Below are 16,621 nucleotides of genomic sequence, written 5' to 3' on the forward strand. Positions count from 1 at the left end.
GTTGCGCATCAGAATGTGTACTACTTATTGACGTCAGACGTCATACGAATTACGTTCCCCTCACATGGACGGCCGGGCCAGCCGGTCGCCGCCTGGAGAGTGAACAACGATGAAGCAGCGAATCCTGTGGTCGGCAGTTACGGTGCTAGCGATAACCGTTGCTGGGTGTGGCAGTGCCTCCCAACCCGCGTCGGCTCCGGCCGAGTCCGGCGCCGCGGCCGCCCCCGCGACCAAGCTCGTGGTCTGGGACTGGAAGTCCGGTGAGCCATATGCGAAGACGTACATCGAGAAGGCGAAGGCCGACTTCGCCAAGAAGCACCCGAACGTCACCGTCGAGTTCGTGCCCCAGCCGTTCGAGCAGTACTACACGCTGCTCGGCGCCGCGATGCAGACGAAGACCGGGCCCGACGTCATGCTCTTCAACGGCGGCGGCCAGATCCGCGACCGGGCCGACTCGCTTCTGCCCCTTGACGAGTACATCGCCGAAGACAAGTCGCGCCTGGCCGGCTGGGACGCCTTCGCCAAGGACGGCAAGACCTACGGCGCCCCGGTGACTCTCCAGGGCCACCCGATCTACTACAACAAGGCGCTCTACGAGAAGGCCGGCATCACCGCCCCCGCCACGACGTGGCCCGAGTTCCTCGCCAACTGCGACAAGCTCAAGAAGGCGACCGGCGCCGCCTGCTTCGCCCTCGGCAACAAGGAGGGCATCGGGCCGCAGTTCTGGCTCTCCGGTCTGGGCTCGGGCGTCCTGACGCCGGCCGAGTACGACGACTGGATCGCCGGCAAGCGCGACTGGAAGTCCCCCCACGTCAAGAAGATCTTCGAGATGTTCAAGGAGACCGGGGACAAGAAGCTCAACAACGAGGGCGCCAACTCCACGGCGATGTTCACCGACATCTTCTCGGTCTTCAACACCGGCAAGGCCGCCCACATCATCGGCCTGATGTCCGACATCGGTCACTGGAAGGACTTCGGCGAGTTCATCGGCCCCGACAAGGTCGGCATCATGCTCGCCCCGGTCGTCACCGAAGGGGCCACGCCGAGCCTGCCCTACGACGGCGGCATCGGCTACGCGGCGGCCAAGTGGACCAAGGACCCCAAGGCCGCGGCCGACCTGATCCGCTCGCTCACCACCACCGACGCCCTGTCGTCCTTCTCCGCCGAGGCGGGTGCCATCGCGTCCGACACCACCATCTCCGCGCCGCAGGACGCCCCTGTCGTCGGCGAGATCGTGGCGCAGCTGAAGGCGGGCAAGCCGGCGCTGCACGTCGCGATGGACTCCAAGACCATCGACCTGATGGGCCGGCTGTCCCAGAAGCTGCTGAGCGGCTCGGCCACTGTCGACGAGGCGGTGGAGGAACTGGCCGCCTCCGACCAGGAGAACTGAGCCGGTGCCGACGAAGAACACCTCACCGGCGGTTCGCCCGACTGAGAGCGGGCGGGCCGCCGGGGGAGGCCCGAGAGAAAAGTCACGCCACGGCGCGGCCCGCCGGAGAGGGCGTTCCGAACGCTTCGCTCCCTATGTGCTGGTCGCCCCGGCCGTACTGATCATCTTGGCGCTGCGGCTCTACCCGCTCGCGCTGGGCGTCAACTTCTCCTTCACCGGAGACGGCGACGCCAACGGCACGGCGGTCGGCCTCGCCAACTACCTGGAGCTGCTGGACGACCCGCTGTTCCAGACCGCGCTGGCCAATGTGGGGCTGCTGGTGCTGCTCCTGCCGGTCGCGGTCGCGATCCCGGGGCTGCTGGCGACGTTCATCTTCCTGAAGGTGCCGGGTCACCGGATCTTCCGCAGCGTCTACTTCTTCCCCGCCGTGCTGTCGCCGGTGATCGTGGGGGCCATCTTCAACCTGATGCTCGCCTTCGACGGCCCGCTGAACGAGCTCCTCGGCACGATCGGCCTGGGCCCGGTCGACTGGCTGGGCGACCCGGGCGTGGCGAAGTTCGCCGTCGTCGGGGTGCAGATCTGGGCGACGTTCGGCATGGCCCTGGTGGTGTTCCTCGCCGGTTTCGCCACCCTCGACGCCTCACTGCTCGACGCGGCCCGGGTCGACGGCGCCTCGCTGCGTCAGAGCATCTGGCACGTGATCATCCCGAGCCTGAGCCAGACGATCCAGTTCGTCTTCGTCACCACGATGATCGGCATGCTGACCTCGATGTTCGGCCTGCTCTTCGTGATGACCAGCGGCGGGCCCGAGGGGTCGACCTACCTGCCGGAGTACTACATCTGGATTCAACAGGGACAGATGAACCGGCCGGCGCTCGCCTCGGCGGCGTCCACGGTCCTGTTCCTCATCATGCTCGTGGTGGGCCTGCTGCAGATCAGCGTGCTGCGCCGTGCCGGACGGGAGGACTGATGCGGCGTCTCGGCAAGTGGGTGGTCGCCGTCCCGATGGCGATCCTGGCCCTGGCCACGATCTATCCCCTCATCTTCACCGCCAACGTGGCGATGAAGACCCGGCGCGAGTACGTGCTCGACCGGTTCTCGCTGACCGAGTCGCTCCACTGGGACAACGTCGCCGCGGCGTGGAACAGCGTCGGCATGGCGCGTTACTTCGCCAACTCGCTCTTCGTGGTGGCGGCGTCGGTGTTCCTGCTGCTGTGGCTGGGCTCGATGGCGGGCTTCGCACTGAGCAGGCTGCCGTTCCGCGGGTCGAAGGCCCTGTTCATCGGCTTCCTGGCCGCGCTGTTCATCCCGTTCCAGGTGATCATGGTGCCGATCGCGCGGGTCATGGCCGACACCGGCCTCATCGACACCTATCCGGGGCTGATCCTCGCGTACGTGGCCCAGTTCCTCCCGTTCACCGTGTTCCTGATGACCAGCTACTACCGGTCGGTCCCCAGGGAGATCGTGGACGCCGCCCGCATCGACGGCAACACCGTCTACGGCGTCTACCGCCGGATCATGGTGCCCATCGGCCGGCCCGCGCTGCTGTCGGTCGGCATCCTGGACGCCCTGTTCTGCTGGAACGACGTGCTCATCGCGCTGCTGATGATGCCGTCGGCCGACCACCGCACGCTCATGGTCGGGGTGACGTCGCTGCGCGGTCAGTACACCGACAACATCCCCATGTTCGCCTCGGGGGTCCTGATCGCCGCCGTACCCGTACTGCTGGTCTATCTGTTCCTCCAGCGCCAGATCGCCGACGGTGTGACCGCCGGTTCCACGAAGGGCTGACATGCGCATCTCGGGGTATCGCACGTTGACCACGATCCAGGAATGGGGACGGCCCGTCGGCGACGCCAACGGCCTGTACGCCGACGGCGTCGTCCCCGTCCCGATCGTCGTCGTGGAGACCGACATCGGGATCACCGGCGTCGGCATCGGGCCGCACGCGGAGATCGAGTCGATATTCGCCGCCCTGGAAGGGGAGGACCCGCGCGCCGTGACGGCGCTGTACGACCGCATGCTCCGGCGTGCCTTCAAAGCCGGTCACGCGGGAGTGGTGTTCGGCACCATCGGGGCCCTCGACACCGCCCTGTGGGACATCAAGGCGAAGGCGGCGGGCGAGCCGCTGTGGCGCCTGCTCGGCGGAAACGACCGGAAGGTGCCCGCCTACGCCTCCGGTCTGGACATGGGCCTCAGCGACGACGAACTCGTCGCGCAGTACGAGGTCTACGCCGCCCACGGCCTGCGCGCGGCCAAGCTCAAGGGCGGCCTGGACGTCGAGCGCGACCGGCACCGCCTGACCCTGGTGCGCGACGTGCTCACCCGCGCCGGAGGCGGGGCCCGGCCGAGCCTGATGCTGGACGCGAACGAGGTGTGGTCGCGCAAACAGGCGGTCAGGTACGTCGCCGAGCTGGAACGCACCCTCGACCTGACGTGGATCGAGGAACCGGTCCGCCGATGGGACGCCGAGGGCCTGGCGGCCGTCGGCAGGGGAGTGCGCGCCGCCGTCGCCACCGGGGAGAACCTCACCGGCCTGGAGCAGTTCCGCCCGCTGCTGGCCGCCGGGGCGGTCGACATCGTCCAGACGGCCGCGGTGTGGGGGGTCTCGCACTTCCTGCGGGCGGCGATGCTGGCCCACGCGCACGACCTCCCCGTGAGCCCGATCGGCACCACCCCCGTCGCGTTGCTGCACGCCGCGACCGCGGTGCCCAACCACATGGCCAGCGAACTCCAGGACCTTCACCCGCCCGTCGGCCTGTCGGTCGGCGTGACCGTCGAGGACGGCGCCTTCATCCTGGGCGACGCGCCGGGGGCGGGCATCACGATCGACGAGGAGTCGATCACGGCGTCCACCGGAAGGGCGGGCACCCGCTCCGCGGACAGCCCCGCGGTCCGGCCGGCCAGGGCCGGCCTCCGCCTGCTGGCCGAGGCCCACGGCCCGCACCACAACTCCTCACTCAAGGACCTGCACAACAAGCGCTGAGCGTTCGCGCGCAACTCGTGCCGGAAGAAAGGAACCACCGTGCCTCCCTCCCCCATGCCCCGAGTCTCCATGATCGTCGCCGCCTTACTGCTCACCGGGGCCTTCACCGCCCCGGCCCACGCCGCCCCCGTCAGTCAGACGATCGTGGTCGCGCCCACCGGCGCCGGCAACGCCGACGACAACGGTTCGGGCCGCAGGGACGAGCCGCTGGCCACCCTGGCGGAGGCACAACGCCGCGTCCGCGCCGCGATAGCCAAGGGCGGCGTCAACGTGACGGTCGAACTCCTCGACGGCGTCCACCGGCTGACCGCGCCGCTGCGCCTGGACGCCGCCGACTCCGGCCGTGAGGGCACCACGGTGACCTGGACGGCGGCACGCGGCGCCACCCCCGTGATCAGCGGCGCCACCCCCGTCACCGGCTGGGAGCCCGACGAGTCGGCGCCCGGCGTCTACAAGGCCGCGGTGGGCACCGGGTTCGACACCCGCCAGCTCTATGTGGACGGGAAACTCGCCCCGCGCGCCAAGGTCAGACTGCAGCGCAGCGACATCACGCTGAACGCGAACGGCTTCACCATCAACAACCCGGCCCTGGCCTACCTCGCCGGCCTGCCCGACCAGAAGCGCATCGAGCTCCAGGCGATGCTGTCGTTCACCAACCGGTTCGCCCCGGTGGAGAGCATCACGGGGAACACCGTCGTGATGCAGCAGCCGGCGTGGAACAACAACACCTACGGCTACGACACCATCCAGTCGCCGCTGCGCCCCGCGACGTTCTTCCTGCAGAACTCCAAGAGCTTCCTCAACGAGGCAGGTGAGTGGTACCTCGACACCACGGCCGGCGTGCTCTACTACAAGCCGCTCGCGGGCCAGGACATGGCGCAGGCCCGGGTCGAGCTGCCGAAACTGGAGTCGCTGCTCCAGATCGGCGGCACCTACGACGCCCCCGCCCGCAACCTGCGCTTCGAGAACCTGACGTTCACCGGCACCTCCTGGCTCAACCCCAGCACCTCCGACGGGTACGCCAACCAGCAGACCGGCGTGTTCATCAGCGGCGTCCAGGAGCACCGCCCCGCCGACGCCTTCGACTCGTGCGAGTTCGGCTGCCGGGGCTTCGAGGGTTCTCGCAACGGCTGGGCCCAGTCGCCCTCGGCGGTCCAGGTGTCGGCGGCCGAGGACATCTCCTTCACCGACAGCACCTTCGTCAACCTCGGCTCCATCGCGCTCGGCATCGGCAACGACGCCAACGCCCACGCCAGCGGCGTCGGGCTCGGCGCGCACCGGGTGACGGTCTCGGGGAGCACCTTCACCGCGAACGCCGGCGGCGGGATCATGGTCGGCGGCGTGCGCCCCGACGCGCACCACCCCGCCGACCCGCGCATGGTCAACAGCGACATCGTGCTCCGCGACAACCGCGTCCACGCGACCGCGCTCGAATACCTCGACAACGCCGGCATCTTCGCCAGTTACATCACCCGCCTGACCGTCGAGCACAACTACGTGGCCGACCTGCCCTACACCGGCATCGGGCTCGGCTACGGCTGGGGCGCCAACGACCCGGGCGGCAACCAGGAGTACGTCGGCCGGGGCCTGTACGACTTCCAGCCCATCTTCACCACGCCGACGACCCTGAGTGACGTGCGCATCGTCGGCAACCACGTGCGCAACGTCGTGCAGACCCTCTTCGACGCGAGCTGCATCTACACCCTCTCGGCCATGCCGCGCAGCGTCATCGACGAGAACTACTGCGAGAACAGCGGCCAGCTCGGCCTCTACTTCGACGAGGGCTCCCGCTACCTGAGCGCCAGCCGCAACGTGCTGGTCAGGACCGCAGGCCAGTGGGCGCACGCCAACAACCAGAACGGCAACCCCACGGGCAACCTCACGCTGATCGACAACTTCGCCACCAACTCCGGCATCACCGGCATCTCCAACGGCAGCCGGGGCAACGTCACCCGGGGGAACCTCATCGTCACCGAGACCACCCTGCCCCTTGAGGCCAGCCGGGTCGTCTACCAGGCCGGTCCCCGGGGCGACCACCGTGGCGCGCCCGACCCGGGCCGCCCCGCCGTGGGCGCCGTCCTGTCCGCTGATCCGTCCGTGCTCCAGGGCGGCGAGTCGACGACCGTCACGGTCACCGTCAAGAACTTCAGCGAGCGCCGGGCCTCGGAGCTGGCCGTCGCCGTCACCGTCCCCGACGGCTGGCAGGCCGTGCGGGTCGGCAAGCCGGTGCCGTACGGCCTCGACTCCGGCGAGTCCGACAGCGAGACGTGGAAGGTCACCGCGCCGCCGTCGGTCTCGACCCCGGTCAGCCGCGCCGAGATCAAGGCCGTGCTCACCGGGCGGGCCGACCAGGCCGACCTCACGGTCAACCGGTCGCTGACGCTGACGGCGCTGAACCCGCTCACGTCGATGAAGAGCCACGGCTCGGTGCCCAGCCAGTTCGCCGAGGCCGGTTCGCAGGTCGTCATCCTGACCTCGGGCACCGACATCTGGCAGGACGCCGGCGGTTCGTTCGACGAGTTCGGCGCCGCCTACCGCGACGACGCGGCCGGTGCCACGTCCACCGTCACCGCCCAGGTCACCCGCATGGACAACACCAACGCCTGGGCCAAGGCCGGCGTCTTCGTGCGCAACGACGCCACCGGCACGGGCGCCTCGCCCGGCTACGCGGCCATGGTCGCCACCCCGGGCAACGGCGTCGCCTTCCAGTGGGACGCCAACGGCAACGGTTACCTCGACTCGTTCAGCGGCGCCACGGGCGTCACCGCCCCTGTCTGGGTCCGGCTCGTCCGGTCCGGCAACCAGGTCAGCGGTTACTACTCCAAGAACGGCACCACGTGGACCAAGGTCGGCCCGACCGCGACCCTGCCCGGCATCGCCGAGCGGCAGGACGCGGGGCTCATCGCCACCTCCCACGCGGCGGGTGTGACGGGCCAGTTCGCCTTCAGTGACTTCACTGTGAGCTAGACCGGACCGCCCCGGTGCCGGCGTCCGGAAGGGCGCCGGCACCGGGGACGCCCACGGATCATCAAGCGAAAGAAGGCGGGACGTGAAGTTGTGCCGGGTGGGTCAGCCGGGCCATGAGAGGCCCTGTGCCGTCGACCCCGCAGGGCGCTTGCTCGATCTGTCGTCGCTGACGGCGGACATCGACGGGGCCTTCCTCGCCGGAGGAGGCGTCGAGCGGGTGCGCGCGGCTCTCGCCGCAGGCGGCCTGCCGGAGGCAGGCCCGTACGAACGGGTCGGCGCACCGGTGGCCAGGCCGGGGAAGGTCGTGTGCATCGGGCTGAACTACTCCGACCACGCGGCGGAGACCGGAGCGGCGATCCCGGCCGAACCGGTGGTCTTCCTCAAGGCGTCCGGCACGGTCGTCGGCCCCGACGACGAGGTGCTGGTGCCGCGCGGCAGCGTGAAGACCGACTACGAGGTGGAACTGGCGGTGGTCATCGGGGCCACGGCCCGCTACCTCGCCTCGCCGCAGGAGGCGGTGGGGGTGATCGCGGGGTACGCGATCGCCAACGACGTCTCCGAGCGGGAATTCCAGCTGGAGCGCGGCGGTCAGTGGGACAAGGGCAAGTCGTGCGAGACGTTCAACCCGCTCGGGCCGTGGCTCGTCACGCCCGACGAGGTCGGCGATCCGCAGGCGCTCGGTATGCGCCTGTGGGTCAACGGCGACCTACGCCAGAACGGCGACACGAAGAACCAGATCTTCGGCGTCCATCACGTCGTCTGGTACCTCAGCCAGTTCATGGTCCTGGAACCGGGCGACGTGGTGAACACCGGCACTCCGGCCGGGGTGGCCATGGGCAGGGGGCCGGATGCCTACCTCCGGGCCGGCGACGTGGTCGAGGTGGAGATCGACGGCCTGGGCCGCCAGCGCCAGCGGCTGGGACAGGCGTGAGCGGCGACCCCCGGGAGGCGCCGGATGCGTGTTGACCTCGCCTATGGCGTCGACGGGCTCGCGGTGGACTTTCCGGACGACCGCACCACCGTGGTCACGCCGGTGACCAAGCCGGCGGCGGCGGACGAGACGGCCGAGCTGCTGCGCGCGCTGCGCGAGCCCGTCGCCGGACCGCCGCTGCGGGCGCGCGTGCGGCGGGGGCAGACGGTGGCGATCTCCGCGTGCGACGGCACCCGGCCGCAGCCCCGGCACCTGATGATCCCGGCGATCCTGGCCGAGCTCGACGGGCTGATTGATCTGGACGACGTCGTCATCCTGGTCGCCACCGGCACCCACCGGGGCAACAGCGAGCCCGAACTGCGCGCCATGTTCGGCGACGAACTGGTGGACGCCGTTCGGATCGTCAACCACGACGCCAGGGACGAGAGCTCGCTGCGCTGGATGGGCCGCTTCGGCAAGGACGTGCCCGTCTGGCTCAACCGCGAGTGGGTCGACGCGGACGTGCGCATCACCACGGGTTTCGTCGAGCCGCACTTCTTCGCCGGGTTCTCCGGCGGGCCGAAACTCGTCGCACCGGGGCTCGCCGCGCTGGAGACCGTGCTCACCCTCCACGACGCCGCCCGCATCGGCGACCCCCGGGCCGCCTGGGGGATCATCGAGGGCAATCCGGTCCACGACGACGTGCGGGCCATCGCCGAGGGGACCGGCGTCACCTTCGCCCTCGACGTCGTGCTCAACCGGGAGCAGAAGATCGTCAACGCCTTCGGCGGCGACCTCCTCCCGATGCACGCCGCCGCCACGGCCGCCGCCCGCACGGCCGCGATGAGACCGGTGCCCGCGCCTTTCGACGTGGTCGTGACGACCAACGCCGGGTTCCCGCTCGACCAGAACCTCTACCAGGCGGTGAAGGGGATGAGCGCCGCCGCCGGGATCGTGCGGCCGGGAGGGGTCATCATCTGCGCGGCCGAGTGCCGGGACGGGTTTCCCGACCACGGCCCCTATCGGGAGACGCTGACCTCCGCCGCCTCGCCCGACGCCCTGTTCGAGGAGATCACCGGCCGTGAGCGGACGATCCCCGACCAGTGGCAGGTGCAGATCCAGGCCCGCATCCAGCGGCACGCGCGCGTCATCGTCCACACCTCCTATCTGAGCGACGCGGACCTGGCCGCCGCCCATCTGGAACAGACCCACGACATCGGGGCCACCGTCCGCGGCCTTCCCGGCCGCGTGTGCGTGCTGCCGGAGGGCCCCATGACGATCCCGTACCTGGCGGGGGAGTAGCCGTGGACCTCGGATACGCGCAGGTGGACGTCGGCAGACAGGCACGTCAGGGCCTGCCGGAGATCGTCTACGGGCCGGGCAAGAAGATGCGGGAGATCGCGGGGATCGTGCGCGTCCTGCTCGATCGCAACGACGGTCCCGTCCTGGTGACCCGGACCGGGCCGGGCACCGCCGCGGGCGTGCTCGCCCTCGTCCCGGGCGGAGGCTACGACGCCGACGCCCGGCTGATGACGTGGCGCCGGGCCCGGCCGCTCGGGCACACGGTGGCCGTGGTGACGGCCGGAACCGCCGACGGCCCGGTGGCCGCCGAGGCCGCCGCCGTCGCGACGGCGCTCGGCCTGACGACGACCGTGATCAGGGATGTCGGGGTGGCGGGCATCCACCGGGTGCTGGCCGAGACGGAGACCCTCCGCGCGGCCGACAGCGTGATCGTCGTCGCCGGCATGGAGGGCGCGCTGGCCAGCGTCGTCGGCGGGCTGGTGGAGACCCCGGTGATCGCGGTCCCCACGTCCACCGGCTACGGCGCGGCCCTGGAGGGCGTGACGGCGCTGCTGGCGATGCTGACCTCCTGCGCGGCGGGGATCACCGTGGTCAACATCGACTCGGGGTTCGGCGCCGCGCTCGCCGCCTACCGTCTCACCCGGAGGCAACGTTGATCCTCTATCTCAATCCCTTCACCGGCCTGGCCGGCGACATGCTGCTCGGCGCGCTGCTGTCCGCCGGGGCCTCGACGGAGGCCGTGCGACGGGCCGTCGCCCGGACCGGCCTGACCGGGTGGCACATCGAGACCGAGGACGTCCGCACCGGCGCCCTCATGGCGGTGCGCGTCCGGATCGACGTCGACGACGACGCGACCGAGCGCCCGGCCGCGACGCTGATCGAGATGGCGGCCCGCACCGATCTGACCGTCGCCGTGCGGGCGCTGAAGGCCATCGCGGAGGTGGAGGGCGCGCTGCACGGGGTGCCCGCCGCCGACGTGCACCTGCACGAACTCGGCGGGCACGACACGCTGATCGACATCGTCGGGTGCGCCGCGGCGCTGGCCGACCTGGACGTGACTCAGGTGTACTGCGCGCCCCTGCCACTGGGCGGCGGCAGCGTCGAGACCCGTCACGGAGTGCTGCCGGTGCCCGCCCCCGCCACGCTCGCCCTGCTCAAGGGGGCGCAGGTGCGGGGCGGCGGGGAGCAGGAGTCGGTCACCCCCACCGGGGCCGCGATCCTGCGCGCCGCCGAAACCCTCTACGGCGCGGCGCCGCCCATGGAGGTGCGCGCGGTCGGGTACGGGGCGGGAAGCCGCCAGCTCGCGGACCGGCCCAACGTCACGGTCGCCGTGCTGGGCCGTCCCGTGACCTCGCCGGATCACCAGGTCATCCTGTCGACGAACCTGGACGACGTGACGGGGGAGTTGCTCGGGCACGTCCTCCAGCGGGCGCTGCAGGCCGGCGCCGCCGACGCGTGGATCACGCCCGCGATCATGAAAAAGGGCCGCCCGGCCCACATCCTGCACGTGCTCGCGCCCATCGAGATGGCCGACCGCCTGGAGAACCTCCTGTTCGCCGAGACCGGCACGCTCGGGCTGCGTCGCAGTCAGGTGGAGAAGGTCATGCTCCCGCGGAGCGTCCGGACGGTGGAGCTGTACGGCCAGAGCGTGCGCATGAAGCAGGGGCCGTGGGGCGTCAAACCCGAATACGACGATCTGGCCCGCCTGGCGGCCTCGACCGGCAAGCCCCTGCTCCTTCTGACCAGAGAGGCACTCGAAGCCCTGTGATCATCGACGCCCACCACCATCTCTGGGACCTGAGCGCCCGTCCGCAGGACTGGCTGGAGACCCCGCACCTGCGGCCCATCTTCCGGGACTTCTCACCTTCCGACTACGCCGCGACCTCGGCGGAGGCGGGGATCGACCGGTCGGTCCTGGTGCAGGTCCTGGCCGACGCCCAGGAGACGCGTGAGTTCCTGGCGCTGGCCGCCCGGTCGGACACCATCGGGGCCGTCGTGGGATGGGCCGACCTGACCCGGCCCGATCTCCCCGGGGAACTCGACGCGCTCAGGGCGTCGCCGGGCGGTGAGTTCCTGCGGAGCATCCGTCACCTGGTGCAGGCCGAACCCGACCCGGACTGGCTCCGCAGGAAGGACGTGCGCCGCGGCCTGCGCCACGTGGGGGCGGCCGGACTCACCTACGACCTGCTCGTGGCACCCCATCAGCTCTCCGCCGCGATCGAGACGGTGCGTGCCCTGCCCGGGGTGAACTTCGTGCTCGACCACCTGGGCAAACCGCCGATCTCAGCGGGACGGTCGCAACTGTGGGCCGCCCTGCTGACCCGGCTGGCCGCCGAGCCGAACGTCACCGCCAAGCTTTCCGGCATCATCACCGAAGCCGACTGGAACACCTGGGACGCGGCCGTCCTGGGGCCCTACGTCGACGTCGCGCTCGAGGCGTTCGGACCTCGGCGGCTGATGTTCGGCTCCGACTGGCCCGTCTGTCTCCTGGCCGGCACGCTGCCCGTGTGGACGGAGACGGTGAAGACGCTGCTCAAGGGAGCCGGGCTGCCGGCGGCGGAACAGGCGGAGATCTTCTCGGGTACGGCCACGCGGGTGTATCGGATCACGTGACTCATATGACGTCTGATGTATGTCGTTCGTTTACACTGGCCGCAGACCCCCGCGCCTGCTGTGGTCATCTGGAGGGGACATGTCGGCATCTCAAGAGGCGCTTCTGAGCGCCAGTCAGTCCCCGGCGTGGACGAAACGGCCGGCCAACCTGGCCAGGGCGCTGACGGGCGAACTGGTCGAGCGTATCGTGCGCGGAGTCCACCCGCCCGGCACCCCGCTGCCCCCGGAACCGGCGCTGTGCGAGACGTTCTCCGTCAGCCGGACCGTGGTCCGCGAAGCGGTGAAGGTCCTGCAGGAGAAGGGTCTGGTGCAGGTCCGCCAGGGCAGCGGCACGATCGTCACCGCGCCCACCGAATGGAACATGCTCGACGAACTCGTCCTCGGGGCGACGATCGCGCAGGACGACGGCATCGGGGTGCTCGACGACCTGGTCGTCACCCGGCGGCTGCTGGAGTCCGACATGGCCCACGTGGCGGCCCGGGTCGCCGGCGCCGAGACGATCGACAGGCTCCACGCGCTGGTCGACCGGATGGACGAACTCGTCGGCGACCCCGTCGCCTACGCCGACTTCGATCGCGCCTTCCACGACACGATCATGCAGTCGTCCGGGAACCGGATCGCGCGTGCGGTCGTGCGCTCCCTGGAGAGCCAGGTGATCAACACCGCCCGCTACATGGGCCGCACGGAACGAGCGCTGTGCGTGGCGTCCAACCTCGGCCACCGCCGCGTCTACGAACGCATCGCCGCCCGCGATCCCCGTGGCGCGTCCGAGGCGATGTTCACCCACATCACCGAGGCGTGGCTCGTCCGCCGCAGCAGCCCGAGCGAGGCCGCGCGTCTCCAGCGGTGACACGCGGCCTCGCCTGCCCTCAGCTCAGATCAGGCTCTCGGTCACCCTCTCGTCCAGCGCTGGTTGGCGGCGCCGGTGCACGACCAGATCTGGACCCGGGCGTTGTTGGCGGTGGAGTTGCCGGCCACGTCCAGGCACTTGTTCGCGCCGAGGGCGGTGATGCTGCCGTCGGAGTTGAAGCGCCACTTCTGGTTGTTCTGGCCGTTGCAGTCCCAGATGAGGACGCCGGTGCCGTCGGCGGTGCCGTTGTTGTTGACGTCGAGGCACTTGCCGCCGTACACCCGCAGCTCACCGGCGGTCGTGGCGGTCCACTGCTGGTTGCTCTGGCCGTTGCAGTCCCAGAGGACCACCGCGGTGCCGTTGGTCTGCGAGGCGCCGGTCACGTCGACGCACCGGTTGGATCCTACGCCGCGGATCGGGCCCGAGGACGCGGTGGGCGTGGGTGTGGGGGTGGGACTGGGGTTGGGAGTTCCCCCGCTGACCCGGAAGACGACGGTGCCGTGGGCCGGGACGCTCGCCGAGATGGCGCCGGTGCTGGTGGTGACGGCGTTGGTCCAGGCCTCCCGCAGGGTGAAGGAGCTGCCCGACTGGCCGATGGCGGCGGCGGTGGTGCTGATCGTGATGGTGCTGCCGCTCTGGTTGAACAGGGCCACCGCGACGTCGCCGTTGCTCAGGCGTTTGGCCAGGATGCGGCGGGTGCCGTCGCTGACGATCTGGTTGGCCTGGAGGCCGAGCGAGTCCTGGTTGATGGCGATCAGGTTCTGGTTCTTCATGATCGTCGAGGTGGCGGAGTCCATGTTCCGGACGTCGTTGCCCGCGATCAGCGGTGAAGCCATGATCGCCCAGAGGGCGAAGTGGCTGCGCATCTCGGTGTCGTTCATGCCGCCCCGGCCGACCACCATCATGTCGGGGTCGTTGAACTGCCCCGGAGCGGCGTAGCCCGACAGCGGCGCGGTGACGTTGACGATGTTCTGGATGCCCATCGGGTAGCCGTTGGTCTGGCCCGAGTTCCAGGTGTTGGTGATGTCCTCGGTCGTGCGCCAGATGTTGGCGATGTCGCCCCAGTTGCGGCGCGGTCCCGTCTTGTCGTGGATGCTGTTGGAGTTGATGCTGTACAGGATCGGCCGGCCGGTGGCGGCCAGCGCGTCCCGCATCTTGGCGAAGGTCCTGATCTGGTCGTCGATGCTGCCGGTGGGGGAGCACCAGTCGTACTTGAGGTAGTCGACGCCCCAGGCGGCGAACTGCCGGGCGTCCTGGGCCTCGTGGTTGAGGCTGCCGGTCGCGCCCGGATAGGAGCCGAAGTACTGGGCGCAGGTCCGGTCGAGCGGCGCCTGGTAGATGCCGAACTTCATGCCCCGGGAGTGGATGTAGTCGCCCAGCGCCTTCATGCCGCTGGGGAAGCGCGACAGGTTGGCCTGGAGGTTCCCGGAGGAGTCGCGGTTGGGGTCCATCCAGCAGTCGTCGACCACGACGTACTGGTAGCCCAGGTCGCGCATGCCGTTGCTGACCATAGCGTCGGTGGTCTGCTTGATCAGCGTCTCGTTGATGTTGCAGCCGAAGGTGTTCCAGGTGTTCCACCCCATGGGCGGGGTGCGGCCGACGCCGTTGTTCAGCGCGTGGGCCTGGACGGCGGGGACGAGCGCCACGGCGAGCGTGGTCAGCGCCAGAATCGCCCGCGTTCGTTTCTTTCTCATGGGAGCTCCTCTACGGATGAAGGCGGCGCCGCCGTCACTGGAATGAGGCGTCGTCGATGTACAGGCCGTCGGTGCCGGCGGCGGTCTCGACGTACAGGGAGGCGTTGGTCAGCGTCCCGGTCCAGGAGACGGTCGCGGTCCCGGTGAGCTGGGTCCAGCCGTTGGCGTTGACCGTCTGCGCGGGGGTGAGCTGGAGGTAGCTCGTGGTCCCGTTCGCGGTGAGGGTCAGCGTGGCCTTGGCGCTGGGGGTCCCGCTCTGCGAGCGGACCCAGACGCTGGTGGCGTAGCTTCTGCCGTTGGTGAGCTGCGTGGTCACGTTCTGGTGCGGGCCCTGCCAGGAGGAGGTACGACCCGAGTTCAGCAGCGCCCTGCTGCCTCCGTGGACCACGTTGGTCACCGAGGAGAGGGTGCCGCCGGAGGAGGTCCAGCCGGTGGTGCCGTCCTCCATCGCGGAGTTGGTCAGCAGGTTCCCGCCGCTGCCGCCACCGCCGGTGAACTGCCACCAGTTGAGGTTGAACAGGTAGCCGCTGTTGCCGGCGAAGCGCAGGAACAGGTCACGGGTGCCGGTCGCGCCGGAGATCGGGCAGGTCACCGTGGTCCAGGTCTGCCAGCCGCCGGTGCCGCCCACGGTGCAGGTGCCCACGAGGGTTCCGGTGGCGCTGCCGAGCCGCACCTCGATCCGGCCGCCGCTGGTGCCCGAGGCCACCCGGGCGCTGAACGACGTGGCCCCGTTGCCGAAGGCGGCGCCCTTGACCTTGACGTAGTCGCCGTTCTCGATGAACCCGACGTTCATCCCGCCCTCGGTGGAGGCTTCGGTCTCCACTCCCTGCGACCAGGCGATGGTCTCGGCCTCCTGGCGGGTGTACGGGTTCAGCGTCCCCACCTGAGGAGGTCCGGCGGTGGTCATGTTGATCGTCGGAATGGTGCCGTCGGAGTTGTAGGTGAACTTCTCCACCGCCACCGACCTGGTGTAACCGCCGCCGCCCGGCAGGGCGCCGTTGTGGTGGAAGAAGTACGACCCGCCCGAGAAGTCGATGATCCCGGCGTGGTTGGTGAAGCTGCCGCCCTGCCGGGGCATGACCGTTCCCCGATACGTCCACGGCCCGGTGGCACTCGGAGCCGTGGAATAACCGATGAACTCCGAGCAGCACTCAGCGGCGAACACGTTGTAGTAGAGGCCGCCCCGCTTGTAGACCCAGGGCCCCTCTTCGTAGAGGGTCGGCCGCTGGGCGTTGCCGCTGCGCGCGCCGAAGCCCGAGGCGGTGAGCTGGACGTAGTTGATCCCGCCCGAGTAGGAGATCATGTCGCTGTTCAGGCGCACGTACGCGAGGCGGGGGTTGCCCCAGTAGAGGTAGGCCTGGCCGTCGTCGTCGATGATGACGTTGGGGTCGATCTCGTTGTTGTCGACCAGCGGGCGGCCCAGCGCGTCGCTGAACGGCCCGGTCGGGCTGTCGGCGACGCCCACGCCGATGACCATGCGGCCGGTGGAGCGCTGGCGCACCGGGACGTACCAGTAGAACTTGTTGTTGCGGTAGGCGACGTGCCCGGCCCACGCGTTGGCGTCGGCCCAGGAGAAGGTGGCCAGGCTCATGGGTGAGCCGTGGTCGGTCCAGTTGGCCATGTCGGCGGAGGAGTAGACGCGCCAGTCGCGCATCGTGAAGTACGTGGAGCCGTCCTCGTCGTGACCGGTGTACAGGTAGACGCGGCCGTTGTGGACGAGCGGCGCGGGATCGGCGGTGTAGATCGTCTGGACGATCGGATTGTCGGCCGTGGCCGGCGCCGCGGGCAGCAGGACCATGAGGCAGAGCACGCTCATGATCCAGGCCAGGCGGCGTTGCGCGGATCTCATCGTGATCCTTTCCGCGTGACACGGGCGGGCCCGGTTGTGCACCGAGCCCGCCCGCGTCAT

Annotated in this window: 13 protein-coding genes; 11 read left to right on the forward strand and 2 right to left on the reverse strand. The window is 69.9% G+C overall.

Features of this window, described 5'->3' with window-relative positions; genetic code table 11:
* The first annotated feature begins 109 nt into the window (after positions 1-109).
* The 11 genes from AW272_RS19955 to AW272_RS20005 all read left to right on the forward strand — a co-directional run bounded on the left by AW272_RS19955 (position 110) and on the right by AW272_RS20005 (position 13,018).
* Entirely contained in the window at positions 110-1,390 is a 1,281-nt protein-coding gene (locus tag AW272_RS19955; protein ID WP_066367295.1) for an ABC transporter substrate-binding protein, read from the forward strand.
* Positions 1,391-1,526: 136 nt separating this feature from the next.
* Positions 1,527-2,360 (forward strand): carbohydrate ABC transporter permease, encoded by an 834-nt coding sequence (locus AW272_RS19960; RefSeq protein WP_066367303.1) that lies wholly within the window; start codon positions 1,527-1,529, stop codon positions 2,358-2,360.
* Positions 2,360-3,181 (forward strand): carbohydrate ABC transporter permease, encoded by an 822-nt coding sequence (locus AW272_RS19965; RefSeq protein WP_066367306.1) that lies wholly within the window; start codon positions 2,360-2,362, stop codon positions 3,179-3,181. The genes AW272_RS19960 and AW272_RS19965 overlap by 1 nt, the downstream gene beginning before the upstream one ends.
* Position 3,182: 1 nt before the next feature.
* Positions 3,183-4,376: a mandelate racemase/muconate lactonizing enzyme family protein gene (locus tag AW272_RS19970; protein WP_066367309.1), complete on the forward strand. Its 1,194-nt coding sequence runs from the start codon at positions 3,183-3,185 to the stop codon at positions 4,374-4,376.
* A 39-nt stretch (positions 4,377-4,415) separates the two neighbouring features.
* Entirely contained in the window at positions 4,416-7,343 is a 2,928-nt protein-coding gene (locus AW272_RS19975) for a right-handed parallel beta-helix repeat-containing protein (RefSeq protein WP_157518660.1), read from the forward strand.
* A gap of 82 nt (positions 7,344-7,425) precedes the next feature.
* Positions 7,426-8,274: a fumarylacetoacetate hydrolase family protein gene (locus AW272_RS19980; protein WP_066367313.1), complete on the forward strand. Its 849-nt coding sequence runs from the start codon at positions 7,426-7,428 to the stop codon at positions 8,272-8,274.
* Between the two features lie 24 nt (positions 8,275-8,298).
* Positions 8,299-9,555, forward strand: a complete 1,257-nt coding sequence (gene larA / locus AW272_RS19985; protein WP_066367315.1) for a nickel-dependent lactate racemase — start codon at positions 8,299-8,301, stop codon at positions 9,553-9,555.
* A gap of 2 nt (positions 9,556-9,557) precedes the next feature.
* Positions 9,558-10,211: a nickel pincer cofactor biosynthesis protein LarB gene (larB, locus tag AW272_RS19990; RefSeq protein WP_066367318.1), complete on the forward strand. Its 654-nt coding sequence runs from the start codon at positions 9,558-9,560 to the stop codon at positions 10,209-10,211.
* The gene (gene larC, locus AW272_RS19995; protein ID WP_066367320.1) at positions 10,208-11,323 is read left to right on the forward strand and encodes a nickel pincer cofactor biosynthesis protein LarC; all 1,116 of its coding nucleotides are present in this window, start codon (positions 10,208-10,210) and stop codon (positions 11,321-11,323) included. The genes larB and larC overlap by 4 nt, the downstream gene beginning before the upstream one ends.
* Positions 11,320-12,168 (forward strand): amidohydrolase family protein, encoded by an 849-nt coding sequence (locus tag AW272_RS20000; RefSeq protein ID WP_066367323.1) that lies wholly within the window; start codon positions 11,320-11,322, stop codon positions 12,166-12,168. Before larC ends, AW272_RS20000 begins: the two co-directional genes overlap by 4 nt.
* 79 nt (positions 12,169-12,247) lie before the next feature.
* Positions 12,248-13,018: a FadR/GntR family transcriptional regulator gene (locus tag AW272_RS20005; protein ID WP_066367325.1), complete on the forward strand. Its 771-nt coding sequence runs from the start codon at positions 12,248-12,250 to the stop codon at positions 13,016-13,018.
* Positions 13,019-13,059: 41 nt separating this feature from the next.
* Here the strand turns inward: AW272_RS20005 and AW272_RS20010 are convergent, their stop codons facing one another.
* The gene (locus AW272_RS20010) at positions 13,060-14,712 is read right to left on the reverse strand and encodes a glycoside hydrolase family 27 protein (protein ID WP_066367329.1); all 1,653 of its coding nucleotides are present in this window, start codon (positions 14,710-14,712) and stop codon (positions 13,060-13,062) included.
* A gap of 34 nt (positions 14,713-14,746) precedes the next feature.
* Positions 14,747-16,561: a family 43 glycosylhydrolase gene (locus AW272_RS20015; RefSeq protein ID WP_066367873.1), complete on the reverse strand. Its 1,815-nt coding sequence runs from the start codon at positions 16,559-16,561 to the stop codon at positions 14,747-14,749.
* Positions 16,562-16,621: the final 60 nt, after the last annotated feature.

Source organism: Herbidospora mongoliensis, from assembly GCF_001570545.1.
Lineage (GTDB): Bacteria > Actinomycetota > Actinomycetes > Streptosporangiales > Streptosporangiaceae > Herbidospora > Herbidospora mongoliensis.

Coding starts and splice junctions, on each gene's coding strand:
- AW272_RS19955 (WP_066367295.1), top strand. CDS start 110: ATGAAGCAGCGAATCCTGTGGTCGGCAGTTACGGTGCTAGCGATAACC.
- AW272_RS19965 (WP_066367306.1), top strand. CDS start 2,360: ATGCGGCGTCTCGGCAAGTGGGTGGTCGCCGTCCCGATGGCGATCCTG.
- AW272_RS19970 (WP_066367309.1), top strand. CDS start 3,183: ATGCGCATCTCGGGGTATCGCACGTTGACCACGATCCAGGAATGGGGA.
- larA (WP_066367315.1), top strand. CDS start 8,299: ATGCGTGTTGACCTCGCCTATGGCGTCGACGGGCTCGCGGTGGACTTT.
- AW272_RS20005 (WP_066367325.1), top strand. CDS start 12,248: ATGTCGGCATCTCAAGAGGCGCTTCTGAGCGCCAGTCAGTCCCCGGCG.
- AW272_RS20010 (WP_066367329.1), bottom strand. CDS start 14,712: ATGAGAAAGAAACGAACGCGGGCGATTCTGGCGCTGACCACGCTCGCC.
- AW272_RS20015 (WP_066367873.1), bottom strand. CDS start 16,561: ATGAGATCCGCGCAACGCCGCCTGGCCTGGATCATGAGCGTGCTCTGC.